At 59.7% G+C, this 24,809-nt stretch carries 24 protein-coding genes; 13 read left to right on the top strand and 11 right to left on the bottom strand.

Annotation, left to right across the window (positions count from 1 at the left end):
* The first annotated feature begins 29 nt into the window (after positions 1-29).
* Both PY308_RS15100 and PY308_RS15095 read left to right on the top strand, forming a co-directional pair.
* Entirely contained in the window at positions 30-296 is a 267-nt protein-coding gene (locus PY308_RS15100) for a type II toxin-antitoxin system ParD family antitoxin (protein WP_275784055.1), read from the top strand.
* Positions 286-582: a type II toxin-antitoxin system RelE/ParE family toxin gene (locus PY308_RS15095; protein WP_275784053.1), complete on the top strand. Its 297-nt coding sequence runs from the start codon at positions 286-288 to the stop codon at positions 580-582. The genes PY308_RS15100 and PY308_RS15095 overlap by 11 nt, the downstream gene beginning before the upstream one ends.
* Positions 583-600: 18 nt before the next feature.
* Here the strand turns inward: PY308_RS15095 and ade are convergent, their stop codons facing one another.
* The 4 genes from ade to aptA form a co-directional block, all read right to left on the bottom strand.
* Positions 601-2,298 carry an adenine deaminase gene (gene ade, locus PY308_RS15090; RefSeq protein WP_275784052.1) on the bottom strand — a complete coding sequence of 566 codons (1,698 nt, stop codon included), beginning with the start codon at positions 2,296-2,298 and terminating at the stop codon, positions 601-603.
* A gap of 98 nt (positions 2,299-2,396) precedes the next feature.
* Positions 2,397-3,125: an esterase family protein gene (locus PY308_RS15085; RefSeq protein WP_275784050.1), complete on the bottom strand. Its 729-nt coding sequence runs from the start codon at positions 3,123-3,125 to the stop codon at positions 2,397-2,399.
* Positions 3,122-4,087, bottom strand: a complete 966-nt coding sequence (locus PY308_RS15080) for an acetylxylan esterase (protein WP_275784047.1) — start codon at positions 4,085-4,087, stop codon at positions 3,122-3,124. The genes PY308_RS15085 and PY308_RS15080 overlap by 4 nt, the downstream gene beginning before the upstream one ends.
* 79 nt (positions 4,088-4,166) lie before the next feature.
* Positions 4,167-5,495 (bottom strand): omega-aminotransferase AptA, encoded by a 1,329-nt coding sequence (gene aptA, locus PY308_RS15075; RefSeq protein ID WP_275784045.1) that lies wholly within the window; start codon positions 5,493-5,495, stop codon positions 4,167-4,169.
* A 237-nt stretch (positions 5,496-5,732) separates the two neighbouring features.
* Between aptA and PY308_RS15070 the strand changes: the two genes are divergently transcribed.
* On the top strand, positions 5,733-8,024 hold the full coding sequence (locus PY308_RS15070) for a glycoside hydrolase family 9 protein (protein ID WP_434064259.1): 2,292 nt from the start codon (positions 5,733-5,735) through the stop codon (positions 8,022-8,024).
* Positions 8,025-8,282: 258 nt separating this feature from the next.
* On the opposite strand, the gene PY308_RS15065 is transcribed toward PY308_RS15070, so the two are convergent.
* The 5 genes from PY308_RS15065 to PY308_RS15045 form a co-directional block, all read right to left on the bottom strand.
* A complete protein-coding gene (locus PY308_RS15065; RefSeq protein ID WP_275784040.1) occupies positions 8,283-8,624 on the bottom strand; it encodes an ArsR/SmtB family transcription factor in 342 nt (113 codons plus the stop codon).
* A gap of 118 nt (positions 8,625-8,742) precedes the next feature.
* Complete coding sequence (locus PY308_RS15060; RefSeq protein ID WP_275784037.1) at positions 8,743-9,486, bottom strand: HugZ family pyridoxamine 5'-phosphate oxidase; 744 nt, start codon at positions 9,484-9,486, stop codon at positions 8,743-8,745.
* A gap of 77 nt (positions 9,487-9,563) precedes the next feature.
* Positions 9,564-10,613, bottom strand: coding sequence for a choline ABC transporter ATP-binding protein (gene choV / locus PY308_RS15055; RefSeq protein WP_275784035.1), 1,050 nt, complete (start codon positions 10,611-10,613; stop codon positions 9,564-9,566).
* Positions 10,610-11,455: a choline ABC transporter permease subunit gene (gene choW / locus PY308_RS15050; RefSeq protein WP_275784032.1), complete on the bottom strand. Its 846-nt coding sequence runs from the start codon at positions 11,453-11,455 to the stop codon at positions 10,610-10,612. The genes choV and choW overlap by 4 nt, the downstream gene beginning before the upstream one ends.
* Before the next feature lie 184 nt (positions 11,456-11,639).
* Complete coding sequence (locus PY308_RS15045; RefSeq protein ID WP_275784031.1) at positions 11,640-12,593, bottom strand: choline ABC transporter substrate-binding protein; 954 nt, start codon at positions 12,591-12,593, stop codon at positions 11,640-11,642.
* Between the two features lie 241 nt (positions 12,594-12,834).
* On the opposite strand from PY308_RS15045, the gene PY308_RS15040 reads away from it, so the two are divergent.
* From PY308_RS15040 to PY308_RS14995, 10 genes are all read left to right on the top strand, one after another.
* A complete protein-coding gene (locus tag PY308_RS15040; RefSeq protein ID WP_275784028.1) occupies positions 12,835-13,416 on the top strand; it encodes a thymidine kinase in 582 nt (193 codons plus the stop codon).
* 28 nt (positions 13,417-13,444) lie between these two features.
* On the top strand, positions 13,445-13,822 hold the full coding sequence (locus PY308_RS15035) for a c-type cytochrome (RefSeq protein WP_275784025.1): 378 nt from the start codon (positions 13,445-13,447) through the stop codon (positions 13,820-13,822).
* Positions 13,823-13,972: 150 nt separating this feature from the next.
* On the top strand, positions 13,973-15,061 hold the full coding sequence (locus tag PY308_RS15030) for a hypothetical protein (RefSeq protein ID WP_275784021.1): 1,089 nt from the start codon (positions 13,973-13,975) through the stop codon (positions 15,059-15,061).
* Between the two features lie 202 nt (positions 15,062-15,263).
* Complete coding sequence (locus PY308_RS15025) at positions 15,264-16,412, top strand: hypothetical protein (protein ID WP_275784019.1); 1,149 nt, start codon at positions 15,264-15,266, stop codon at positions 16,410-16,412.
* 2 nt (positions 16,413-16,414) lie between these two features.
* Entirely contained in the window at positions 16,415-18,325 is a 1,911-nt protein-coding gene (locus tag PY308_RS15020; protein WP_275784016.1) for an ATP-binding protein, read from the top strand.
* Between the two features lie 60 nt (positions 18,326-18,385).
* On the top strand, positions 18,386-18,646 hold the full coding sequence (locus tag PY308_RS15015; RefSeq protein ID WP_275784013.1) for a type II toxin-antitoxin system RelE family toxin: 261 nt from the start codon (positions 18,386-18,388) through the stop codon (positions 18,644-18,646).
* Positions 18,643-19,059 (top strand): helix-turn-helix domain-containing protein, encoded by a 417-nt coding sequence (locus PY308_RS15010; RefSeq protein ID WP_275784010.1) that lies wholly within the window; start codon positions 18,643-18,645, stop codon positions 19,057-19,059. Before PY308_RS15015 ends, PY308_RS15010 begins: the two co-directional genes overlap by 4 nt.
* A 24-nt stretch (positions 19,060-19,083) precedes the next feature.
* Positions 19,084-20,382, top strand: a complete 1,299-nt coding sequence (locus PY308_RS15005) for a DUF6638 family protein (RefSeq protein ID WP_275784007.1) — start codon at positions 19,084-19,086, stop codon at positions 20,380-20,382.
* Positions 20,375-21,499 carry a DUF2333 family protein gene (locus tag PY308_RS15000; RefSeq protein ID WP_275784005.1) on the top strand — a complete coding sequence of 375 codons (1,125 nt, stop codon included), beginning with the start codon at positions 20,375-20,377 and terminating at the stop codon, positions 21,497-21,499. Before PY308_RS15005 ends, PY308_RS15000 begins: the two co-directional genes overlap by 8 nt.
* Before the next feature lie 89 nt (positions 21,500-21,588).
* Positions 21,589-23,268, top strand: coding sequence for a formate--tetrahydrofolate ligase (locus PY308_RS14995; protein ID WP_275784003.1), 1,680 nt, complete (start codon positions 21,589-21,591; stop codon positions 23,266-23,268).
* Between the two features lie 48 nt (positions 23,269-23,316).
* On the opposite strand, the gene PY308_RS14990 is transcribed toward PY308_RS14995, so the two are convergent.
* Positions 23,317-23,826 carry a DUF1993 domain-containing protein gene (locus tag PY308_RS14990; RefSeq protein ID WP_275784001.1) on the bottom strand — a complete coding sequence of 170 codons (510 nt, stop codon included), beginning with the start codon at positions 23,824-23,826 and terminating at the stop codon, positions 23,317-23,319.
* Positions 23,827-23,941: 115 nt separating this feature from the next.
* On the bottom strand, positions 23,942-24,769 hold the full coding sequence (locus tag PY308_RS14985; RefSeq protein ID WP_275783997.1) for an extensin-like domain-containing protein: 828 nt from the start codon (positions 24,767-24,769) through the stop codon (positions 23,942-23,944).
* Positions 24,770-24,809 lie beyond the last annotated feature (40 nt).

Here is a 24,809-nt window from a genome sequence, read left to right as displayed (position 1 = left end):
TATGATATATAACCTGTGAGGAGAGAGGCATGGCCTCCAGCTACACTTTGGGCGCCCATTATGAGGGATTTGTCCGGCAGCTTCTCGCCAGCGGACGGTATTCCAGCGCGAGTGAAATAATGCGCGATGGTTTGCGCGCATTGGAGGAGCGCGAGCAGCTTCGCGCGGTCAAGCTCAAGGAATTGAAGGCCGCGATCGATGAAGGTTTTGCAAGCGGTGAAGGTGAAGCACTCGACATGGACGCGATAAAGTCCGAAGCGCGCTCGTCCCTGTCAAAGTCCGCCAATGGCGCTTGATATCTGCCGTCGACCGAAAGCAAAGGTCGATTTGATCGATATCTGGCGATACATTGCAAAGGACGACGATGCAGCCGCGGATCGGCTATTGGATAGAATTCAGGCCTGTCTTCGAATGCTTGCCGATCAACCCGAGGCTGGCCGTGAACGACCGGAACTCCGTGGAAAACTGCGTAGTTTTCCGGTCGGAAATTACATCATCTACTACGAGTGCAGTTCGCATTACCTCGACGTGGTGCGTGTCCTGAGCGCATTCCGCGATATCTCGGATGAGATGGTGAGGTAGCTGCTACGCGGCAAAAAATCACCCGATCAGCGCAAATTTATCCACGTCCACCAGCCCCATGTCCGAAATCTTCAGGTGCGGAATAACTGGGAGCGGCAGGAAGGCGAGTTGCAGGAAGGGTTCCTGCAATGTCGCACCCAGGGCGAAGGCCGCCTGACGCAGGTGGTGCAGCGTGTCGCGGACGCTCTCGTAGGGTTCCAGGCTCATCAGGCCGGCAACGGGTAGGGCGATCTCGCCGGTGACCTTGCCGTCCTCGACGACGACAAAGCCGCCCTTGATTTCTCCCAGCCGGTTCGCGGCAAGCGCCATGTCGTCCTCGCTGACGCCGACGACGCAGATATTGTGGCTGTCATGGCCGACGGTGGAAGCGATCGCACCTTTCTTGAGGCCAAAACCCTGGACGAAACCGTTGGCATGGTTGCCGTTGATGCCGTGGCGCTCGATCACGGCGACCTTGATGATATCGCGTCCGAGATCGACCCCCGTCTGGTTGCCCGATGCCGGAAGCTTGAAGCGGCGATGCTCGGTGATGATCTTGCCCGGGAGCACACCAATCACCGAGGTTTCATTGTCGGCATAGGGGACGCCGAAATCGGCGGCATTGACATGGCCCGCCTTGACGCTGTCGAGCCCGACGGGTGCCACAAGCTTGCGGGTGGCGAACAGCGCGTCGTCGACCCGGCGGCCGGCTGAAAACACCATCTGCGCCTTGCAGCTTTCGAGACTGTCGATGATGACGAGATCGGCACGCCAGCCGGGTGCTACGAGGCCCCGGTCGCGCAGGCCAAAGGCGCGGGCGGCGGAAATCGAGGCAGCGCGGTAGACGGCCAGCGGCGCGACGCCTTGGGCAATCGCCTCACGGATCATGTAGTCGAGATGGCCCTGTTCGGCGATGTCGAGCGGGTTGCGATCATCCGTGCAGAGTGCGAGGAACGGCGAGAGGCGCTCGGTAAGGATCGGCATGAGCGCATGCAGGTCCTTCGACACGGAGCCCTCGCGCACCAGAATGTGCATGCCCTTGCGGATTTTCTCCAACGCTTCTTCGGCGGTGGTACATTCGTGATCGGTGCGGATGCCGGCCGACAGGTAGCCATTGAGGTCAAGACCGCGCAGCAGCGGCGCATGACCGTCTATATGGCCGTCCTGAAAGGCGTCGAGCTTCGCAAGGCAGATCGGGTCCTTGTGGATGACGCCGGGAAAATTCATGAATTCAGCAAGACCGATGACCTTCTCGTGGGACCGGAAAGGCAGGAGTTTTTCGATCGGCAGCGAGGCGCCGGAGGTTTCCAGATGCGTCGCCGGCACGCAACTCGACAGCTGGACGCGGATGTCCATGACGGTCTCGAGCGCGCAATCGAGGAAGTAGCGGATGCCTTCGGTGCCCAGCACATTGGCGATCTCGTGCGGATCGCAGATCACTGTGGTCACGCCGTAAGGCAGCACGCAGCGGTCGAACTCGTGCGGGGTGACCAGCGAGGATTCGATGTGCAGGTGGGTGTCGATGAAGCCCGGAACGACGATATGCCCGGAAATGTCGATCTCGGTTTTTCCGTCATACGTCTCGCATGTCCCGACGATCCTGTCACCGCAGATGGCAATGTCGCTCTCAACCAGTTCGCCGGTGACGAGATCGAAGAAACGCCCGCCCTTGAGAACGATATCGGCCGGCTCGCGGCCGGTGCCCTGATCGATGAGGCTGGGAAGAGATGGGGACATGGGAACTCCGTCTGAATGCAGAGCACCTTAGCCGTGCGCGTCCGATTCTCAAACTCCCGAGTGTCCACATGCTCCGACCGCCGCGGGCCTCGGGGCGGTCAAATATACAGAGTGGCCATTTCGCGCCAGGCGCTGGCCCGGTGGGCGCGTCCGTCCCAGAGGTGAAGCTGGTGGCCGATACCCTTTTCGCTGAGGTTTCGGCTGAGGGCGAGGTTGTTTTCGAGAAACGGATCCTCTCTGCCTATGGTCAGGATGATATCGGTTTCGCGAAGCCGATCGATCTGCCATTGAGCATTCAGGCCCGGCAGGAAATGCGACGGGGTGCTGAAGAAGATCTCGTCGTCGTAGTAGCCATCGAAGAGATTGCCAAAACTCTCGATCTGCATCGTCAGGTCGTAGCGGCCCGAAAACGCCACCAGCTTGTCGAACAGATGCGGGTGGCGGAACACGAGGCTGGCCGCCTGGAATGCGCCGAGGCTGCAGCCGTGCACGATGGTGCTGCCATGCGGGTTCTTCTGTGCCATCAGCGGCAGCACTTCGTTGAGAATATAGGCCTCGAAAGCGGCGTGCCGGCGGATTCGGTCGGCCGGGTGGCGGCGCCCGTCATAGAAGGTTTCTTGCGCCAGCCCCTCGATACAATAGAGCTGGAGATGGCCGGCATTCACTTTTTCTTCGAGGCTCGCGACGATTCCGCGGTGTTCATATTCCCAGAAGCGCCCGTCGCGGGTGGGAAACATCAGCACCTTCGCGCCGGAATGGCCGAATATTAGCAACTCCATGTCACGATGGAGTCTTGGACTGTACCAACGGTGATATTCGCGGTTCATGGCGTCCTGAAAAAATGTCCGACCTTGGTTTGCAACGCAGCGTGCTGCGCCTCAGAGTGAAGATAATCGAAATGACCGGCGTCAAGGATGAAGATTTCGTTACAGGGCGATTTCGGCAGAGCATTGGCGACGGAGAACTGGCAAGGGGGTGCGACCGCCGGGTCGAAAAGGGCCACGGCAACCAGCATCGGCACGCTGATCCGGGCGGCTGCCGTGGCCGCATCGAAGAGGCGAAGGGTTTCGCCCACCCCAGGATGCGTCCTGCTGTAGGACTGTACGGAGGCCGCACTGCCGATGGTCGGGAGTGTCAGCCACAATGGCCGGTTGCCAAAGGTTGGCACGACGAGATGGCCGCGGTCGATGCGGTGGTCGTAGGGAAGTGCGAGCGCGCCGATGCCGCCGCCGAAGCTGATGCCGCTATAGCCGATCCGCGTTTCGATCTGCGGAAAGCACATCGAAAGAACCGACACCGCCACCCAGAGGTCTTCGACGCAGCCGCCGATCACATAGTGTTCCGGCTTGTCAATGCGATCAAGCACATGCCCGCCGGCATCCGGCGGGATCGATGGAGCGGCACTTCGCGACAAACCGCGAAAGCAGGGAAACAGGATGGCCGTCCCTTCGACCGGAACGTCAAAATCCGGTGCGTCCCGTCCGCCATAACCGTGGCCGACGACAAGCCCGCGCCGCACCACGCCATCGCGCGGCACGAGCAGCCAACCGCCGATCGGAAACCCGCCGGTCGAGAAATAGGTGATGTCATGGACCTGCCATTTGGGATGGCTGGTCCTGCTTTCCCTGATCGCCGGTTTCGGATCGACCGTCAGCGCCTGGGCGTAACGATCGGCCCAGAAGGCGTCAAAACCTGCGGGAGCCTTGGGCGGAACGATCGCCAGAAGCGCGTCAAGCTGCATGCCGTAGGTCGGGTCGAACGTGAAGAGATGGGTTGTCGGTATGCTCACGGGACACGCATCTCGCGCCACACATCCGGCTGCGGACAATTCGTGCGGCAGCCGGCTTTCGAGTCTACAGAAACCCGCATCAGATATTGCTCTGCAGCACCTTCCTCATCCCATCCACCAGTTCGTCAATCTGTTCAGTCGTAATGATCAGCGGCGGCGACAGCGCGATGATATCGCCGGTGGTGCGGATCAGGAAGCCGCTTTCATAGGCCTTGAGAAATGCCGAGAAGGCGCGCTTGGTCGGCTCGCCGGCGATAGGCGACAGTTCAATGGCACCGATCAGGCCGATATTGCGGATATCGATGACATGCGGGCAATCGGCGAGCGAATGCAGCGCCTTTTCCCAATAGGGGGCCAGTTCCGCCGCGCGGGTGAGCAGGCCCTCGTCGCGATAAGTGTCGAGCGTGGCGATGGCCGCTGCCGAGGCGATCGGGTTACCGGAATAGGTGTAGCCGTGGAAGAATTCGATCATGTGTTCCGGGCCGCTCATGAAGGCGTCGTGGATGGCCGAGGTGACGAAAACCGCTCCCATGGGGATGACACCGTTGGTGAGACCCTTGGCGGTCACGATGATGTCGGGCATCACGTCGAAATACTGGGCGGCAAACGGCGTGCCGAGACGGCCGTAGCCCGTGATGACCTCATCGAAGATCAACAGGATACCGTGCTTCGTGCAGATCTCGCGCAACTTTTGAAGATAGCCCTTCGGCGGGATCAGGACGCCGGTGGAGCCGGCGACCGGCTCGACGATCACAGCCGCGATAGTCGAGGCGTCGTGCAGCGTGACGATGCGCTCCAGCTCAGTGGCGATATCGCCGCCGTGCTCGGGTTCGCCCTTGGTGAAGGCATTCTTGTCGGGCTGATGGGTATGCGGCATGTGATCGACGCCGGTCAAAAGCGTGCCGAACATCTTGCGGTTGGAAACGATGCCGCCAACGGAAATACCGCCGAAATTGACGCCGTGATAGCCGCGTTCGCGGCCGATCAGCCGTGTGCGGGATCCGTCGCCCTTCACGCGATGATAAGCGAGCGCCACCTTGAGGGCGGTATCCACGGATTCCGAACCCGAATTGGTGTAGAGCACGTGGTTCATGCCGTCCGGGGCGATATCAATCAGCCGGTTTGCCAGTTCGAAGGCCTTCGGATGGCCGAGCTGGAAGGCGGGCGCGTAGTCGAGTTCGCCCGCCTGTTCGGCAATCGCCTCGGTGATCAGCGGGCGGCAATGACCGGCGTTGACGCACCATAAACCTGCGGTGCCGTCGAGCACCGTGCGACCGTCATGGGTCGTGTAGTGCATGTCCTTCGCCTTCACGAACATGCGCGGCTCTTTCTTGAACTGCCGGTTGGCCGTGAACGGCATCCAGAAGGCGCGCAAGTCATTGGGCGTGGCGTTCAGTCGGTTCGACATTGTAGTCTCCAATGGCATCTTGTGTCCGGCGGCCAAACCCGGAAATGAGGTGGAATCTTTACCTGATGGTCAAACACTATCAGGGCACCTTACAGCGTCAAGCCTTGACCCGTTACCACCGAATGGCTTTCGGCGGGCAGTAATTTTTCATGGCCACTGCTTAAACCTTGCTGCAACGTCTTTTCCGAAGTTTAACCTGTTTCCCGGACAGTGCGCCCATCGCGAAACAGGTTGAGTGTGCAAGCCTTGCCGAAACTTCAGATCATCCTGGCGCTTGGTTTTCTTTCCTTTTTCACAGTGAACAGCGAACCTGTCGAGATGATTGCCGATGGCAGCTTTGACAATTCGGCAGACGGGTTCTGGGCCAGCGGCGGCGTCGTGCTTGTCCGCGAGCGCGGAAAGCTGTGTGCCGCCATTCAGTCCGGCGGCGAGCCCTGGCAACGCCTTCTCGGCGTCAACGATCTTTTGTTGCAACCGGGAAAATTCTACCGGTTGAGCATGAGCCTGGAGGACGAGGGACGTCATGTCTTTCCCGTACTGGTTCAGCGAAATGCCGAGCCGTGGACGGCTCACGCCACGTTCGGCGGCGAGACGCAGCCGGGGAAACGGGGCTTTGCCGAGGTGTTCAAGGCGCAGGAAGCAGAGCCCGCGCAGATCATCTTCCATCTTGGCGGTGCATCGAAGCCCTGGCAGCTATGCCTCGATGACGTTTCGCTCGTCGAGGCCGCGCCGGAAGCCCTGGATGAGTCCGTTCCGGTCGCCGCCGAGACGGGGGCACGGGAGATGCCGCCCGTCGTCAACCAGGGGGGCTATTTTCTCGACGGTCCGAAGCGTGGGACGATCATGTCCGGCAGCGACGCGCCTCTGATGTTCAAAATCGAGGATGCCCAGGGTGCAATGGTCGGCGAGGGCATGACGGTTCCTGCAGGCTTCGATGAAACCGCCGGTAGCCGGGTACATGTCGCCGACTTCTCGGCTTTCTCGACGCCGGGACATGGCTACCGCCTCGTTGCCGGCGCTCTCAAGAGCCAGCCTTTCTCCGTCGGCGAGGACATCTATGGCCGACTGCGGATCGACGCTTTGTCATGGTTTTATCCGCAGCGCAGCGGCATGGAGATCAAGGGTGAAATTGCCGGCGAAGCCTATGCGCGTCCGGCCGGCCATCTACAGGAAAGCCCCAACCAGGGCGATACGAAGGTTTCCTGTCTCGCCGGTGAAGTCGCAAAAGAGCTCTACGGCAAGGACTGGAGGTGCGATTATCGGCTGGATGTCTCCGGTGGCTGGTACGACGCTGGCGATCACGGGAAATATGTCGTCAACGGCGGCATAGCCGTGGCGCAGCTTCTCGGCACGTTCGAGCGCGGGCTGGTCTACGAAAAAGGCGGGTCGCCCGTGCTGAGCGACAGCCTTTCGCGCATTCCGGAAAATGGAAACGGCATTCCCGACCTTCTTGACGAGGCGCGGTGGGAACTGGAGTTCCTGATGAAAATGACGGTGCCGGACGGTGAGCCGTTGGCCGGCATGGTGCATCACAAGGTGCATGACACGCAATGGACGGGTTTGCCGATGCTGCCGCATCTCGATCCTGAACTGCGCGCGCTGCACCGTCCCTCGACCGCCGCGACGCTCAACCTCGCGGCCGCGGCGGCGCAAGGGGCGCGGCTGTTTGCGCCTTATGATCCCGAATTTTCCGCGAGATTGCTGAACGCCGGGAAAAATGCCTGGCGGGCTGCTGCTACCAGTCCGGTGCTCTATGCGCCGTCCTCGGACGGGCGTCAGGGCGGCGGGGACTATGACGACACTGACGTCACCGACGAGACCTACTGGGCCGCAGCGGAGCTGTACCTGACGACGGGTTCGGCCCGCTATCTTTCGGCGCTGCGGAAATCGCCCTTCTGGTCCAGTTCTGTTTTTCCGGCATCGGGAGTTTTCGACTGGCGCGGCGTTGCCGGGCTCGGTCGCCTCAATCTTGCGCTGTACGGAGACCGTCTGCCGGAAAAGGACAGGAGGATGGTTCGCGCTTCCGTCATAGACGCCGCCACTGCGTTTCTTGCACTTCAGACGACACAAGCTTTCGGCCAGATCTACAAACCTGCGGAAAATCGCTACGACTGGGGCTCCAACCATCTCATTCTGCAGAATATGAGCGTGGTCGCGGCGGCCTATGATCTCACTGGTGACAACAAATTTCTCGCCGGCGTCCGGGAGAGCATGGACTATCTGCTCGGACGCAACGCGATGAACCTCTCTTACATCACCGGCTACGGCAGTTCCTTTGCCCGGAACCAGCACAGTCGCTGGTATGCACATCAGCTGGATAGCCGCCTGCCACATCCGCCCAACGGAACACTGGCGGGCGGACCGAATTCCACATTGGTCGATGAAATTGCAAAGGAAAAGCTTGGAGGGTGCGCGCCGCAGACCTGCTATATCGACGACATTATGTCCTGGGGGACAAACGAGATGACGATCAACTGGAACGCGCCGCTGGTTTATATCGCTTCGTTTCTTGCCGACACCCGACCATGATATAGCGATTTTTCAAGCTGCGGCGTAAGCTCGACACAATCTTGTCGTGCGAAGCATAAGGTTGCTTCGATAAAAACGGCAGGACAAGGGCAAATTGCCGGCCGTTCGTCAGCAGCAACATGGATACTGCCTGCCGCGTGTGGATATACCCGTCCGTCGCGGCAGGTCGATCTGTGTCTGCAAGGTGATGGATCCGGAATAGGGCAAGCCTTGGGCGGAATGCCGGAGGAGGGGGCCGGATGCCGGCCCCGGTCCAGATCAGGCGGTACGGCGTTGAGCGATTTTTTCTATCGTGGGAGTCTCGTCGCCATAAATCTCCGTCAGGGTGTTCAACATCTTGAGAACAGCATCCGAAGACGTTGAATAATAGATGGTCTGCGCGTCCCTGCGTGTTGTCACGAGATTCTGGGCGCGAAGTTTCGAGAGATGCTGCGACAGGGCGGACTGGCTTAGGCCCACCTGGTTCGCCAAGGCACCAACGGCCATCTCCTGGTTCACCAAAGAACTCAAAATCAGGAGTCGTTTGGGATTGGCCATGGCCGAGAGAAATTCGGCTGCCACTTCGGCATTGCCGTGCTTCTGGGGAGAGATCGTTTGCATTCCATACTCCAGCAAAGTTCACATCATGCTTCGTTATGAATGTGAAGCTAGGATAATTAGGCGTGATGCATAAAAGAACAACCGCACACTATCAGAATTCGGGGTAGCAAAGCTGACTTTAACTGTAAAGTTTTATCAAGGCGGGCCGTAAATCGTCCGGAGATTGCAGCGGCGCGTCATATTCCACGCGCTTCAGCAAATCTCCGGATGCCAGATCAACGCCCGCGGCATCGAGACCGGCGATTCGCCAGCCATTTCCCTTCGCCCCGCAATGCCGTTGCGCGTAAAGGCTTGCCGCATCGGCATGATCCCTTTTCATATGGTCGATCGCCTGTTCTTCCTTTGCCGCGATCTCATCGATTGCCGGCGAGCGGATGATGAGGTCCTCGCCGTCCAGGGCGTAGGCCCTTCCGAAACCGCCGTTGAGACTGGCTCTCAAGGGGTGAAGCCGGAAGAAAACGAAGTCCGGAAAATCGATATAGAGGCCTGACTTCGGATGGCGGCGAATAAAACGGCGGCGCAGGCGCGGATGCGCGTCTTCTTCGCGCCCGACCCGTTCGGCCTCGCACTGTACCGTCAGGCGCGGGTGGGCAAGAGGATCGCCCTTGCCTGTTTCGCCTGTCAACAAAGAGCATCTTTCGTCGATCACCAATGCCTGTGTATGGGTGGACAGGCCGGATACGAGAATGACCGGCGTGCCGTCCGTATCGATGCCGAGCAGCACGCGGCTGACAAAAGGAAAGCCGTCTTTTTGTGGTTCGATCACCGCGATAGAGGCGCTGCGCGCCGAGCGCAACACAGTGCGCGCCAGTCTGCGGGCGTCCTCGTCGGTTTCACGCAGCACGGAAGGTTTGTCGTTCATCAACGGTCTCCTAGAAAAGCCGAATGCCCGGACCGTTTCCGGTCCAGGCATTTATAACTGTTGCGGCGCTTGTCCGGTCAACTCTTGTTGCGATGGCGCGTCAGGCCTTCAACGATGTTCTGGGCGTTGATCGTGCCGATGACCGCACCGTTCTCGACAATGCCGATGCTTCCGGGCTGACGCGACATTGCATCGAGAATGTCGATAAGCGGCGTGGTCGGCTTGGCAGTCGCGGTTACGCCGGCGCCGGCATCGGTGCGGTTGACCCCCTTGCTCATCACGTCCATCGCCGTCAGCATGCTGATCGGATTCATGTTCTGGACGAAATCCGCGACATACTGATTGGCCGGGTTTCGGACGATGTCCTGGGGCGTGCCGCACTGGATGATCCGGCCGCCTTCCATGATGGCGATGCGATTGCCGATGCGGAAGGCCTCATCCAGATCGTGGCTGACGAAGAGGATGGTCTTTTTCAGGCGGCGCTGGAATTCCAGCAGTTCGTCCTGCAGACGCGTGCGGATCAGCGGATCGAGCGCCGAAAACGGTTCGTCCATCAAAAGGATCGGCGCACCCGTGGCAAAGGCGCGGGCGAGACCGACACGCTGCTGCATGCCGCCCGACAGTTCCTGCACCTTGCGGCTGCCCCATTTTGTCAGGTTGACCAGTTCCAGTTGCTCGGCAACACGCGTCTTGCGCTCGGTCTCCGACACGCCGGCAAGTTCCAGCCCGAAGCCGACATTGTCCTCCACCGTTCGCCACGGCAAAAGCGCGAATTGCTGGAACACCATCGCAACATCGTGCATGCGGAAGTCGCGCAGCGACTTTGCCGATGTCTTGTAGGGATTAAGCGGACCGGTCCCGGTCTTGACCTGCACTTCGCCGCGCACCACGGGCGCGAGACCGTTGACAGCCCGCAGCAGGGTTGATTTTCCCGAGCCGGAAAGACCCATCAGAACAAGGATTTCGCCTTCCATGATGGTCAGCGACGCGTCGGCAACGCCGAGCACCAGTCCGGTCGCCGCACCGATCTCGTCGCGAGTCTTGCCCTGGTCGACCATTGCAAGCGCCTGTTCCGGCTTTTTGCCGAAGACGATATCGACATTCTTGAAAACCACGGCTTCGCTCATGTGCGCTCTCCCTCGTCCGAGGTGCGGAAAAGGCGATCGAGGACGATGGCGAGGATGACGATGCACAGGCCGGCTTCAAAACCTTGCGCGATATTGACCGTATTCAGCGCCCGAACCACCGGCTTGCCCAGACCGTCGGCACCGACCAAGGCGGCAATGACGACCATCGACAGGGAGAGCATGATCGTCTGGGTCAGGCCGGCCATGATCTGCGGCGTGGCATAGGGCAGTTCCACCTTGCGTAGCACCTGCGCCGGTGTCGCGCCGAAGGCAACCGCGGCTTCGGTCAGCGAGGGTGGCGTCGAAATGATGCCGAGGCGCGTCAGCCGGATCGGGGCGGGAATGGCGAAGATCACTGTTGCGATGAGGCCGGGCACCATGCCGAGACCGAAAAGGATGAGTGCCGGGATCAGGTAGACGAAGGTCGGGATTGTCTGCATCAGATCGAGGATCGGCCGCAGGAATTCATTGAACCAGGGTCGGCGGGCGGCAGCAATGCCGAGCGGCAGGCCGACGGCCATGCTGACTGCGGTTGCCGCCAGAACCAGCGCCAGCGTTTCCGTCGTTTCCTCCCAGTAGCCTTGATTGACGATCAGGAGAAGGCCGAGACAGGTGAAGATCGCCAGGCCGATGGAGCGGCGAAAATACCAGGAGAGTGCGGTCACCAGGGCGATGATAACGAGCGGATGTGGCCATCCGAGAATGAACAGCAGCCCGTCGATAACAGCCGAGAGAAAGGCCGACAATCCATCGAAGAACCAGCCGCCGCTGTTCGTCAGCCAGTCGACAAAAATTTTGGCCCATCGGCCCGTGGGTATTTTCTGGTCAGTGAGCCATTCCACCGGGGTTCATCCGCTGCATGAGAAATCGGGATGGTGATGGAAGGGCGGCAGGTCGCCACCCCTCATAGGCTGGAAAACGAAGGCAGGCGAACAAGGACTGGCAAGCCCGTCCTCATCCGGCGGAACCGGTCGCGATGCGTCGCCTCTTAGCCAGGCTCCGGGCGAACCGGAGCCGCAGATCGACCTAGAGGCCGAGTTCCGACTTCACAGCGGCGAGACCGTCTTCGCCCGACAGGGTCGTGACACCGGCGAGCCAAGGCTCGATCGCAGCCGGATTGGCCTTGATCCAATCCGTGGCAGCCTTTTCCGGGTCTTCACCGTCGTTGAGAATCTTGCCCATGATCTCATTTTCCATCTCGAGCGTGAACTTGAGATTGGTGATGAGCTTGCCGATATTCGGGCATTCCTCGACGAAGCCGGCGCGGGTATTGGTATGGACCGTCGCGCCACCGAAATTCGGGCCGAAGGTCGAATCGCCGCCGGTGAGGTAGGTCATCTTGAAGACCGAGTTCATTGGATGGGGCGCCCAGCCGAGAAAGACCACCGGCTTGCCGTCCTTTTCGGCACGGGCAACCTGCGCCAGCATGCCCTGCTCGGAGGATTCGACGACTTCGAGGCCGCCCATGCCCATCTCGTTCTTTTCGATGAGGGTCATGACGAGGCGGTTGCCGTCATTGCCGGGCTCGATCCCATAGATCTTGCCGTCCAGCGCATCCTTGTTCTTGCCGATATCGGAAAAGTCCTTGATGCCGAGTTCCGCGCCCTTGGCATTGGTCGCCAGCGTGTATTTCGCGCCTTCCAGGTTTGCGCCGATCGAGACGACGCTCTTGTCATCGAGGTAGGGCTGCACGTCCTTCTGCTGGGCCGGCATCCAGTTTCCGAGGAAGACGTCAATGTCCTTGTTCTTCAAAGACTGGTAGGTCACCGGCACCGAGAGAACCTTGACGTCCGCCTCGTAGCCGAGGCTGTCGACGATGGCTGCAACTGTTGCCGTTGTCGCTGTGATGTCGGTCCAGCCGACATCGGAGAAGCGCACGGTTGCACAGCTTTCCGGGTCTGCTGCCATTGCGGGCGCCGAAAGTGCCGTCAAGGCGACTGCGGCGGTGAGAACGGATTTGAACGAAGTGGATCTGGTCATGATATTCCCCTGCTTTTATTGTTTTAGCCAATCACCAAATGTCCGCCAGTTCAAGCGCCTTGGTGTTGGCTTCGAGTGTATTAGGCCTTTGGATTGATAGCCTGCCTAAAACGACGCGGCATGTCGCATTGGCTCGGTTCTCGCGCAAACCGACGTTTTTCTGTGACTTTCGTTTCTGCGCTATGGCTTCCCACGTTGTCCCGTGTTCTTCACCAGCAATGAACATACAGAAGAGGATGCCATGGCAAAACTGTATTTCAGCTACGCGACGATGAATGCCGGAAAATCCACCTTGCTTCTGCAGGCGGCCTACAACTACCGCGAACGGGGCATGCGCACCGTGATCCTTATTGCGGCCTTCGACGACCGGGCCGGTAAGGGGCGCGTGTCCTCCCGCATCGGTCTCAGCGACGATGCGATCGCCTTTTCCCATGCGGATGATCTTTTTGCGATGATCGGGCGCATGCACGCGGAAGAGACCATCGCCTGCGTCTTCGTCGATGAGGCGCAGTTTCTCGGTGAAGATCAGGTCTGGCAGCTGGCGCGCATCGCCGACCGCATAGGCATACCCGTCATGGCCTATGGTTTGCGGACCGACTTCCAGGGCAAGCTGTTTCCGGGTTCCATGGCACTGCTTGCCATTGCCGACGAGATGCGCGAGGTCCGCACCATTTGCCACTGCGGCCGCAAGGCGACCATGGTCGTGCGTCTGGACGGCGGCGGCAAAGTCGTGCGGGAAGGCGCGCAGGTCGAAGTCGGCGGCAACGAGAAATATGCCGTCTATTGCCGGCGGCATTGGGACGATATGATGAGCGGCAGCTGAAAGGCTCGGCTGCTGTAGGGAGGTGTGAATGTGTCCTCGTCTTTTGTTTGCCGCCTTTTTTCTCTGTCTTGCCCCGGCCGCTCTTGCGGCAGCCGACGCGGAGGCGGGGGCGCAGGTCTTCCGGAAATGCGGTGCCTGCCATACGGCGACCGAGCCCGTAAACCGCGTCGGTCCCAGTCTTCTCGGCATCCTCGGGCGACCGGTGGCCACATTCGACGGATACAGCTATTCCGATGCAATGCAGGCATTCGGCGATGGAAAAATCTGGGATGACGCCCTGCTTTCCGAATACCTCCTCAGCCCGAAGGCTATGGTCCCCGGAACCAAAATGAGTTTTCCCGGTTTGAAAAAGCCGGGCGACATCGCCGATCTCATCGCCTATCTGAAAAGAGCGGCAAAACCCTGAGCGACGATCGCCGGTCGCGGGCAATAGATCCTGAAAATCGGCAGGTTCGCCCTTGTGCTTCGGGCCTTGTGTTCCATTATATAAACGAATGCGGCGACTGAATAATTGCGCTGCCCGGCACGTCTGCACGGCAGCAACAAGGGGGAAACCATGGCGACACTTCAGAATTTTGAGAGCGAAATCGAGAAAACGCGTGGCATCGTCGACCAGATGCGCGGCAAGCTGGAGAAGTCCGGCATCGTGCTGGAGCAGTTCGCCAAGTCCGACACCAAGCTTGGCGATGCCAATTTCGACATCGAGAATGCCCGTATTCAGGATGTCATCAACCAGCAGAAGGTGATGGAGGGTAATATTGCCGATCTCATCATCGGGCTAGAGGACGCGACCAACGTGTTCGGCGCCGAATTCGAAAACATGAAGACCTATACCGGCTACGAGAAGTTCATTGGCATCTTCTCCAAGCAGAGCGCCCAGCGCATGCGCACCGACCGCGTCCGCAATATGTCGCTCGCCGGCAATCTGCAGGAATTGCTGTCCAAGTCCGATACCATCGTCGGCATTCTGAAAGAGCAGAAGAACGTGCTCGACCAGCGGTACAAGACCTCCGAGGCAAGCCTTGTGCAGGTGATCGAGCGCCGCAAGACCACGATGGCCAATCTTCAGGCGACGCAGAAACGCATCGAAGAACTCAATCCTCTCCTGATGGATATCGAAAACAAGATCGCCGCTTCGACAGACCAGATCTCCCGCACGCAGCTCGAAGGCGAACGCTCCGTGCTGGCGACCGAGTACAACCAGTCCCAGGCCAAGGAGCAGGAGCTTCTGGCCGAGAGCCAGACGCTGGAACGCTACACCTCCATGTTCCAGACCTTCGTCGATTCGCTTAACAACCAGATCGCTGCGCAAAATACGCTGATCAACAAGCTTACCATCGATACCGAACAGCGCATCGTTCTTTACAAGGCGCTCGAAGATTCCTTGAAGACGGCGGCGCAGCAGGAAGTGGCTCATAAGATCAACACGCTGGGCAGCCAGGTGGATATCGCGGCGGAAGAGACCATGGCCGGCATCGGTTCTGCAGCGCAGCGCCATATCGGCGACCTCCTTGAGATGCACGAGAAGAACATGCTCTCTACCCAGGACATCCAGCGCCGCAAGAAACTGGCCGATGATGCGTTTGCCAGGCGTTTCCAGTCGGTGATGGACAAGCATAATTCGGCAAATTACGTGAAGCAGTGATGGTTTTATCTGGTTTTTGCCGAGGCTTCCCCCCCTCTGTCCCTCCGGGACATCTCCCCCTCAAGGGGGGAGATCAATCGCCGGCTTTGTTGGCCGTATCACGCAAGCCGACGGGCAAAAGAATGATCTCCCCCCTTGAGGGGGAGATGTCGGCATCGCCGACAGAGGGGGGGAACCCTCCCCACACTCCGAGTAAGCCATCATGAACGCTGCCACCGAGGGCCCCGTGGGCCAATATTTCGCTTCCATCCGCGCAGCGCTCGGCGGGCTTGAAATCTTCCTTGGCGACCGCAATTCGCCGCTCTATCGGAATTCGGTCGTGGGCGAGATCGTCGTGCCCTATCTCGCACGACTGAAGTCTTCCTTCTCCTGTTGGGAAAATCGTATCGGCTTCGTCGAACAGTTTCGCATATCCCGCGCGGAAAGCGGCTTCCCGGTGTTCCAGAACGTGCTGGAACTGGAGAACGACCGCCAGACGGCGGACAAGCGGCTTGCGGAGATCCCTCAGGCCGACGCCTTGCGGGGCGAAATGGCCGATTTCATTCTGCGGCGCAAGGCTTTTCCTGAGGCATTGCAGGCGCGCATGGCAGAGCGGCTCTATCTCGAGCAGATCGGCAAGGGCGATATATTTTCGCCCTTCATCATGCCGGAAACCATACGCGTTGCGGTCAACCCCAAGACACTGAGACCCTATTATGTCATGTCCTGGGGCGCCTTTGACGGAACGAGCACGCTGCCGATGGTTTACATGGCGACGATCGAGGATTCGTCTGAGAAGATCGTCGAAATGCTGGTCACACCGGACGGCAAACTCAATCCCGCCGTCGATATTCCGTTGCCGGTGGGTGGGCTGCTGAACCCCGATCTTGCCAGCCGTTTCGATGATTTCGCCTTGAAAAACAGCGCCTATTCGCTGACGCCGGTGACGATCGCCACCAATCTCGACAAGGATTTTCCCGAGCTTCACCCCAAGCAGCTGCGGCGTATCGTGCTCGGCCCGTTCTATTCCGCCGGGATTACAGAGAACAACGCCAAGATCAACGAGATCCTGTCGAAGGTGCGCAAACCCGAAAATGCCTGGCTTCTGACCTGGACTGTGCAGGAGGTCTTCTCAAAAGCCGAGCGCCCGGCCGCGCGCGGCTTCTGGTCGAGCACGCCGGGCAGCGAGGAATTTCATATCGATACGGACAATCTGGAGGCGACTCGCATGGGCGTGAGTTCCTACGAAAAACATGCGCTGGTGCCGCACGACGCCTACCAGGCGCTCTATGCCGCCGGCGAAGCAGCTGCAATTTTTGGTGACTACAAGGTGCATGTGATTTCCGGCAATCAGGTCATCAGCGAGGTGTAGCCATGTCATTGAATGCAGGTCTGACAACATTGCACGAGGATGACATCGCCAGGCATCAGGCGCTGGCGCAGGGCATGGTAACGCGGCTGATCCTGCTGGAGGCCGACGACCCCTCATCGGGAACGGCGCTGGCCGGGACCGGCCGCCGCTTCGTGTCGACGGTTTCGACGGGCGGGCAGAGACGGACGCGCGAGGTCGAACTGGTCAAGACGGTGCAGTCGGTTCGGCCCGGCGATCCCATGATGTCCTTAGCCCAGCACGCGCTTGTCTACCGCGCCCGGCGGGGCCTGCAGGTCGCGCTTGCCGTCGCCGAGGTTTTCGCCCGGCAGACCGATCTGGAAAGCCTGCAGGCGCGCAATGCCTCGTCTCCGCTCGGGGGCGAGGAGGCGTCGCAGTTCAAGGCGCTGCTGTCGGCATCTGCCTATATCGCCGCCTTCACCTTCGCGGCCTATCTGGGGTCGACGCTGCCGGGAGACGGAGAGCCGGTGGAAGACGGCGCAGAGCCGGACTTTCTGTTCGACACGCCGCAGGATGCGCTGAAAGGCATGATCTCGGCTTTGGACAAAACGATTGGCGGGAGCCCGGACGACGCGGCGCTGACCAGCCGGGCACGCGCCTTCGCACGGGTGGCGATCGAAGGGCTGATCGGCAGGAAGGCGCGCTTCACCGGTCTTGCCAGCTTTGAAAACGTACATATCCGGCTCGATCAGGACGATTTCACCCTGAACGGCTTCGACGTCGCCCCCGGCGCCAAGCGCAAGCCGCTGTCCATGACCTTCAAGAAGCCGGAAGAGATCATTGGCAACCATATCGCCAAATATCAGGCGCTGAAGCTCGCCAAGATGCTGATGGCCTATGATTTCGACCGGCAGATGAACCCCTTCGTCGAACTCGGCGGTTTTCTCTTCACCTTCATCGGCGACGGCATGCCCGGCACCGGCAAGACCATCCTCATCCAGATGCTGGCCGGCATGCTCAACGACTACTGCCAGATTGCCGGCTATGCCTTCCACTACGAGAATTTCGGCGTTGACCAGATCTCCTCCTATCAGGGCAAGTCCGGCCAGAACTGCAAGGAATTCGTCAACAATGTCGTCAACCCGCGCGCCATCGGCTTCGGAACGATCGACGATGTCGATCAGGTCGCCGCCAAGCGCTCCGACGACCGTGCTTCGGCCGGCCAGCACGAGGTGACGGCGGTGCTGATGGAAAGCTTTGCCGGCGCATCCACCGTGATCCGTGGAAACTGCACCTTCGGCATGTTCTCGAACTATCCCGAGAACGTCGATGATGCTTTGCGCCAGCGCGCCGGTGCCCGCTGGCTGGTGGACGGGCCGCAGTCGGAGAGCGATTACATCGACATCTTCGCTCTTCTCGTCGGAAAGAACCATACGATCCCGCTCGGCGAGCACCAGCTGTTTGCCGGGCAGGAAATCAAAAAGGCTGTGTCCCAGTCCTACGAGGCGCATTCCCGTCCGAAGGAGGAGGGCCTCGCTGCCGTCTGGGAGAAGTACGAAACGGCGCATGGCGGGATCAGGACGCTGGCGGATGTCGGTGCCTACCTGCACATGATCAAGGTGGCCGAGCCGCGCTTCACCGGGCGGGCGATCAAGAACATCACCGACGCGATCAAGATGCGGGCCATGGATGTCGATCTGCCAGACGAATGGTTCGCGACGCCGGACGCCTTCATGCACAAGGGCTATGATGAGAAAAAGGCCATGATCGAAGACCTGCGCGGGCCTGTTACGATGGACATGGTGATGCAGGAGATCAACCGCTACGCCGACTCGGAATTCCGCTACACCGACAAGTCCGACGATGCCGCGGTGACCGACATCATACGCCGCGAAAGGCAGCGCGAGAAGGCGCTTCGAGAGATGGAGGCGATGAAACGGGATGGCCGGTGGTAGGGGTAATTCGCTGTCGGCGAATTTTCTTGCCTGAACTGGTTCTATCGGATTAGGATGGTTATGCGCGTTGTATATGAAAAGGAGGCCATCAAGGCCCTGACGCGCATGCCTGCGACCGACGCGAGGCGAATACGGCAGAAGGTACAGCAATATGCCGACGACCCCGCAACGCTCGCCAACAATGTCAAGAAGCTACAAGGTGTCGAATATTATCGACTTCGGGTCGGCGACTGGCGTGTGATTTTCAACGAGGACGGGTTGGTCATCGATGTCATCAAGATCGCCGGCCGCGGAGAGGTTTATAAAGGATTGGAGCCATGAATACGCCCGTTTCTTTCACGACGCCCAATGGCGAGGAGATGGTCCTCCTGAGCCGCAGCGATTATAACATGCTCATCAAGCAGTCGGAGCTGGTCGAGGATCTGGAGGACTTGCTGGCGGTCAAGGCCTATGAGTCTCGCGTGGCAGCAGGTGAAGAAGAGCGCGTGCCTGCCGAATTTGTCGATCGGCTTATCAACGGGGAACACCCGGTACGGGTATGGCGCGAGTTTCGCGGGCTCTCCGCCAAGGACCTCGCAGCTGCCGCCGGTATTAGCACAGCCTACATTTCCGAGATCGAGACAGGAAAGAAGGAAGGCAGCATCTCCGTGCTGAAAGCGATTGCAAGGGTGCTTCGCCTGGATCTCGACGATGTCGTGCCAACACGCGACGAAGCGCCGGCTAAAGATGATTGATCAACGCAAAGCCGCAGCAAACGCATGAAACGTCTCCTCGAAGCCGAACTGATCTATGGCCGACTGCTCGAAATTTCCGAGCCGCATCTGATTGCGCGCTACAACAAGGCGCTGCAGGGGTTTGGCCTGCGCCCCACCGCGCTCTCGACCTTTAGCATTGACATGACCGGGTTTTCGCCCGAAATCGCCGACGAGATCGGCGACCGCGATTACCTCGATCCGAACCGGGTCAACCGGCGCTTTATCATTCTCACACCTGCTCAGCAGGAACTTCCTGTTGTCCATACGAGCTTTTCCAACACTGCGGCTTTGATGCATGAGTTCTTCGCGGCCAATGCGCGTGCTATCAATGCTGTGACGATCAAGGATGCGCTGTTCGGCGAGATCGAGGACTCGGTCTCCGTCGTCAACGACATCGACGACCTGCTGTCGATCAACGAAGTGCGCTTTCGCGTGATGTCGGCCGAGGACATGCTGGGGAAAGCCGCGGAGTTGCGCGCGCTCGTCGACCGGCTGAAGACGCAGCCGACAGCCTGGGCGGACGATGCGCTCCTGAACCGCATGGTCGAGCTTGCCAAAGTCACCGGCGATATCCGGGAAAATGCTCTGGTGCCCGATCAACTGGTCTTCCGGCACGAGGCCTATTGGGCCAATCATTTCGGCGGAGTTTATGTGTTCCTTGACGAGAAGACCACCACGGTGATCTGCGATCCCTCGGTGCCGGGCTTCCGCCGTTCCCGGCCCTGGCAGGTCAGCTATATCGGTTTGACCGACCATCAGCGCATCTACGAATTCCTGGCCTCGACGAAAAGACTGCAATTGCCCCAGGCGTCATGGGTGGAAAGCTCCGGCCTCTACCGGCATCGCGCCGACATGGTTTTGCGCGGGCTGGTCAATCAGGCCGATCCCGCAATGGACATCGCCGCCATCGATTCGATCTGGCTCCAGACCTGGATGCACCGCAACTCGGCGCTGGTATCGGCTGATGGCGCCTATCCGCTCCTGCAGTCGATGATCCGCACGATCGCGACATCCGGCACGATCAAAATGCAGGAGGTTGCCCCGCAGAACCGGTTTCTTCTGGTGCGCGCTGCGCCTGATCACCCCGACCAGTGGCTGACCAACCGGCTGATTTCGCAGCTCGTGCCGCGGGATTTCGTCTCCCGCTTCGTTTTCGACAAGCAGGGGTTTTACGCGACCTATGATCATTACAATGAAAAGTTCAGGGAATATGTTGTGGCGACGCTGACCGGCACATATCTCAGGGACAAGGTGGCGTTCCGTAAACGTCTTTACGGGCTCATGGAGGATACCAATGCTTGATCCGATCGTCGCGTTTTTCCAGCGCGTGTTTTCTGCCATCGGCCGCGGCATCGGGCTGGCGATTGCCTTTGTCCTCTCGCCCTTCGTCGCGATAGGTGCCTGGTTCAGCGGACGAAGCTGGATCATAAAGGGTCCGTTCGGCCTTCTCCTTATCGCTCTCGTCGCCCTGTATGGCTATTTCTTCTGGCAGACGCAGCTCTGGACGAATTTTGATCCCGACTATGTCAACCGCTACAATCTCGCCGAGCGCAAGAATGATGCTGGGCTGCCGGTCAAGGTGCCAGAAGGGCAGACGGCACCCGCCAATAGCTGCGAGCGTTCTGCGATCGTCGATGTAACGGCGGATCTGATCGATTTCAACGTCGATCAGAATGCCTGGATTTCTTCGATGGTGTTGTACAAGGCCGGGCTCTTCGGGCTCGACTGGGATGAGACGCCGTGGCTCGACAACAAGGCTTCGTTCCAGCGTGGCGTCAACGAAGCGGTGCGCCGCACGACGGTCGAGCTTGTGGATTCGCTGGTGCGCATGCGCGGCACCTCGGGCATCAATGCGCAGCTGCAGAGCGCCCGCAGCAAGATGCAGTATGACGAAACCAACTGGTATTTCGGCCTCTCGCCCTTTGGGTTCCTGACGCCGACGCCGACGCAGTATCGCGCCGCGGCGGATGATCTTCGGACCTTCAACACGGCGCTTTCCACCTGTGCAGCTGTCTTCGATGCACGCGCAGACAATTTTCTGGAATTCATGGATCGGATCGCCAGTTCGATCGGCGGCACATCTGCCATTCTGCGGGAACGCTCGGAAAACTATAATGGCGGTCTTTTCGACGTGAGGGCCGACGACCGCTTCTGGTTTGCCTATGGCCAGCTCTACGGCTATTACGGCATTCTCTCGGCGACGGGTGCCGACTTCGACAGCATCATAGCCGAGCGCAACCTGACCCCGATCTGGTCAGAAAGCCTCAGGCAGCTGCGCAAGAGCCTGTCCATCCAGCCGATGCTGATTTCAAATGCGCGCGAAGACGGATTGTTCGCCACACATCTCGCCACGATGGGCTTCTACATTCTGCGCGTGCGGTCGAACCTCGTCGAGATGCGCGATATTCTGGCGCGGTAACACTGCCGGAGGGGAACCGGTGCATTGTCCCTCCAGGGGGCATTGCTGGGATGTGCTTGATCAAATTGCGACTTGGGGAAAGCGCGGAGATGACGAAGGTAAAGTCCGATATCGAGATTGCCCGCGCGGCCTCGAAAAAGCCGATCATGGAGATCGGGGGCAAGCTTGGTATTCCGGCGGAAGACCTGATCCCCTATGGTCATGACAAGGCCAAGATCACGGCGGATTTCATCGCCCGGCAGCAGGGGCGCAAGGACGGGCGGCTGATCCTCGTCACGGCGATCAATCCGACGCCTGCGGGCGAGGGCAAGACGACGACGACGGTGGGCCTCGGCGACGGGCTGAACCGGATTGGCAAGAAGGCCATCATCTGCATCCGCGAAGCGTCGCTCGGGCCATGTTTTGGCGTCAAGGGCGGCGCGGCCGGCGGCGGCTATGCGCAGGTGGTGCCGATGGAGGACATGAACCTCCATTTCACCGGCGATTTTCACGCCATCACCTCGGCGCACAATCTGCTCGCGGCATTGATCGACAATCATATCTACTGGGGCAACGAACAGAATATCGACATCCGCCGGATTTCCTGGCGGCGGGTGATGGACATGAACGACCGGGCGCTGCGCCAGATCGTCGGCTCGCTGGGCGGTGTTTCCAACGGCTTTCCGCGCGAAACGGGCTTCGACATCACGGTCGCCTCGGAAGTCATGGCGATCCTCTGTCTGGCACGGGATCTGAAGGATCTCGAACAGCGTCTCGGCAAGATCATCATCGCCTATCGTCGCGACAAGACTCCGGTTTTTGCCCGCGACATCAAGGCCGACGGCGCCATGGCGGTGCTGCTCAAGGATGCGATGCAGCCCAATCTGGTGCAGACGCTCGAAAACAATCCGGCCTTCGTCCATGGCGGTCCCTTTGCCAATATCGCGCATGGTTGCAACTCGGTCGTGGCGACGACGACGGCGCTGAAGCTTGCCGACTACGTTGTCACCGAAGCCGGTTTCGGCGCGGATCTCGGGGCTGAAAAATTCTTCGACATCAAATGTCGCAAGGCCGGGCTGAAGCCCGATGCCGCCGTCATCGTCGTAACCGCCCGGGCGCTCAAGATGAATGGCGGCGTTGCCAAGGAAAACCTGGGCAGCGAGGATGTCGACGCCGTTCGCAAGGGCTGCGCCAACCTCGGGCGCCACATTCAAAACGTCAAGAAATTCGGCGTGCCCGTGGTCGTCGCGATCAACCATTTTACCCTCGATACGCCAGCGGAGATCGAAGCGATCAAGACCTATGTGGCGACGCTCGGGGCGGAAGCGGTGCTCTGCAAACACTGGGCCGAAGGGTCAGCCGGTATCGAGGATCTGGCGCGTAAAGTCGTCGAAATTACCGATAGTGGACACTCGCAGTTTTCGCCGCTCTATCCCGATGAGATGCCGCTTCTGGAGAAAATCGAGACCATCGCCAAGGACATCTATCATGCTGGCGAGGTCGTGGCCTCCGATGCCGTGCGCGAGCAACTGAGAAGCTGGGAGGAACAGGGCTACGGCCATCTTCCGGTCTGCATGGCCAAGACGCAATATTCGTTTTCGACCGATCCGAACCTGAGGGGTGCGCCGTCCGGCCACACTGTCACCATCCGCGAGGTGAGGCTTTCGGCCGGCGCTGGCTTCGTGGTGGTCATCACCGGTGAGATCATGACGATGCCCGGCCTGCCGAGATCGCCATCATCCGAGAGGATTTTCCTCAACGACGACGGATTTATCGAAGGGCTGTTCTAACCGCGAAGTTGGCTGGACGCGTCTTTTGCGCCCAGGCCGGTTGCATTGTCAGATCGACGCTCCGAGATAGTCCAGTTTGCCGATGCCGACGCCTTGATTGCGCAGGATGTCGTGGGTAGTCGCGACGTGGAAGAAGAAGTTGGGCAGTGCAAATTTCAGCACGTAGTCGTCGCCGGCAAAGGTGAATTTCATTTTCGGGAACGTCAGCGTTACCTCACGGGTTTCACTCCCGTCGAGATCGGACGGCTTGACGGTTTCCAGAAAGGCAATCGTTTTGGCGATGCGTTCCCGCAGTTCTGCAAATGACGTTTCTACGTCGGGGAAAGACGGCGCTGCGACATCGGTCAGCCGAGCGATGGCGTTCTTTGCGGTGTCGCTGACGCGCTGGATCTGGCCCGAGAGCGGGAGCATGTCCGGCGCGAGCCGGGCGTTGACCAAGTCCTCCAGCGGCATTTTCTTTTCCGCAGCATGGGCTTCCGCCTTGTCGAGCAAGCCTGCGAGAACGCGCAGCCCGCGGATGAAGACGGGAACTGAGAGTTTATACATCGAAACGGTCATCTGAGGGTCCTTCAAGCCGGCTTCCAGCGTCACAGATGGTGTGCTTGCGAGCAGCAGGCAAGACGGGCGCGATCACAAGTGTCGCTCTTTTCCCTCTCGCGCCGTTCATTAAAACCTACCGGCAATAGCGGTAGCCGTTCTTCCGCTCCATAACGTCGAAATGCAGGTGGGTTTCATGCGCTTCGTCACTGCCGGGATCGAGAACGGTTTTGAAATAGAGGCAGCCCGTGGCCGTCACGGCACGCTGGAAGGCACCCGCGAGGGTCGCATCCTCGTCTCTCGGCTGTATTTCTACCGCCTTGCCGCTCTTGAAGGTGAAAGAGGCGATATCGATGGCATTGCCACGGGCATGTTCGGAGATTTTGCCCGTGGCCGCGTTGTTGCGCAACCTGCAGATATAGCTCGATGCCTGGTTGATGGCGGTCAGCGGGCCTTCGCTGTCGAGTGCCGCTTTGGCAGCCGGGAGGACCGCGTCCTTTGTCCAGCGCGCCAGTTCCAGGGCGGTTTCGCAGCGCATGATCCCTTCCGGCTTGAGCGCGACACCGGGCAGGACAGTCTGAAGCGTCAGCGGCTTGTCGATGCCGCAGCCTTTGCCGTCATCGATTCGGTTTATCTCCTTGAATTCGGCGCCGATCTCTTTCAGCGCGATAAGACAAATTGCGTATTGGTCCGTGTTTTCCGGTTCGATTTTCAGCTCGGGCAGGGGATCTTCCGCTTTTGCGGGCGCCATGGCGTCTTTCGAGGGGGACATCTCGCTGGCGCCGGCTTCGGGTTGCGCCTGTTTTTCATCCTTCGGCTTTTCATCCCTTGGCTTTTCCACGTTCGTCGGCGTCTTTTCCTCCGCGGCTACGGGTTTTTGTTCAGGCACCGGACCTTTCTCCGGAAGGCCGGCGCCGGAGAGGATGGCGATAGAGACAAAGGAAGCAAGGATTCGGCTGTGCATATGAAACTCCGCCCTGCCCGGGATGGCAGGGGTCGCATGA

Origin of the sequence: Pararhizobium gei, from assembly GCF_029223885.1 — a bacterium.
In the GTDB taxonomy this organism is placed as follows: domain Bacteria; phylum Pseudomonadota; class Alphaproteobacteria; order Rhizobiales; family Rhizobiaceae; genus Pararhizobium; species Pararhizobium gei.
The sequence above is the reverse complement of the archived record's forward strand: the minus strand, read 5'-3'. Positions and strand labels throughout refer to the sequence as shown.

Coding starts and splice junctions, on each gene's coding strand:
- PY308_RS15025 (WP_275784019.1), top strand. CDS start 15,264: ATGAACGCTGCCACCGAGGGCCCCGTGGGCCAATATTTCGCTTCCATC.
- PY308_RS15040 (WP_275784028.1), top strand. CDS start 12,835: ATGGCAAAACTGTATTTCAGCTACGCGACGATGAATGCCGGAAAATCC.
- PY308_RS15030 (WP_275784021.1), top strand. CDS start 13,973: ATGGCGACACTTCAGAATTTTGAGAGCGAAATCGAGAAAACGCGTGGC.
- PY308_RS15060 (WP_275784037.1), bottom strand. CDS start 9,486: ATGAACGACAAACCTTCCGTGCTGCGTGAAACCGACGAGGACGCCCGC.
- PY308_RS14990 (WP_275784001.1), bottom strand. CDS start 23,826: ATGACCGTTTCGATGTATAAACTCTCAGTTCCCGTCTTCATCCGCGGG.
- PY308_RS14995 (WP_275784003.1), top strand. CDS start 21,589: ATGACGAAGGTAAAGTCCGATATCGAGATTGCCCGCGCGGCCTCGAAA.
- PY308_RS15045 (WP_275784031.1), bottom strand. CDS start 12,593: ATGACCAGATCCACTTCGTTCAAATCCGTTCTCACCGCCGCAGTCGCC.
- aptA (WP_275784045.1), bottom strand. CDS start 5,495: ATGTCGAACCGACTGAACGCCACGCCCAATGACTTGCGCGCCTTCTGG.
- PY308_RS15005 (WP_275784007.1), top strand. CDS start 19,084: ATGAAACGTCTCCTCGAAGCCGAACTGATCTATGGCCGACTGCTCGAA.
- PY308_RS15085 (WP_275784050.1), bottom strand. CDS start 3,125: ATGAACCGCGAATATCACCGTTGGTACAGTCCAAGACTCCATCGTGAC.
- PY308_RS15065 (WP_275784040.1), bottom strand. CDS start 8,624: ATGCAAACGATCTCTCCCCAGAAGCACGGCAATGCCGAAGTGGCAGCC.
- PY308_RS15100 (WP_275784055.1), top strand. CDS start 30: ATGGCCTCCAGCTACACTTTGGGCGCCCATTATGAGGGATTTGTCCGG.
- PY308_RS14985 (WP_275783997.1), bottom strand. CDS start 24,769: ATGCACAGCCGAATCCTTGCTTCCTTTGTCTCTATCGCCATCCTCTCC.
- PY308_RS15000 (WP_275784005.1), top strand. CDS start 20,375: ATGCTTGATCCGATCGTCGCGTTTTTCCAGCGCGTGTTTTCTGCCATC.
- PY308_RS15010 (WP_275784010.1), top strand. CDS start 18,643: ATGAATACGCCCGTTTCTTTCACGACGCCCAATGGCGAGGAGATGGTC.
- PY308_RS15020 (WP_275784016.1), top strand. CDS start 16,415: ATGTCATTGAATGCAGGTCTGACAACATTGCACGAGGATGACATCGCC.
- choV (WP_275784035.1), bottom strand. CDS start 10,613: ATGAGCGAAGCCGTGGTTTTCAAGAATGTCGATATCGTCTTCGGCAAA.
- PY308_RS15095 (WP_275784053.1), top strand. CDS start 286: ATGGCGCTTGATATCTGCCGTCGACCGAAAGCAAAGGTCGATTTGATC.
- ade (WP_275784052.1), bottom strand. CDS start 2,298: ATGTCCCCATCTCTTCCCAGCCTCATCGATCAGGGCACCGGCCGCGAG.
- PY308_RS15015 (WP_275784013.1), top strand. CDS start 18,386: ATGCGCGTTGTATATGAAAAGGAGGCCATCAAGGCCCTGACGCGCATG.
- PY308_RS15035 (WP_275784025.1), top strand. CDS start 13,445: ATGTGTCCTCGTCTTTTGTTTGCCGCCTTTTTTCTCTGTCTTGCCCCG.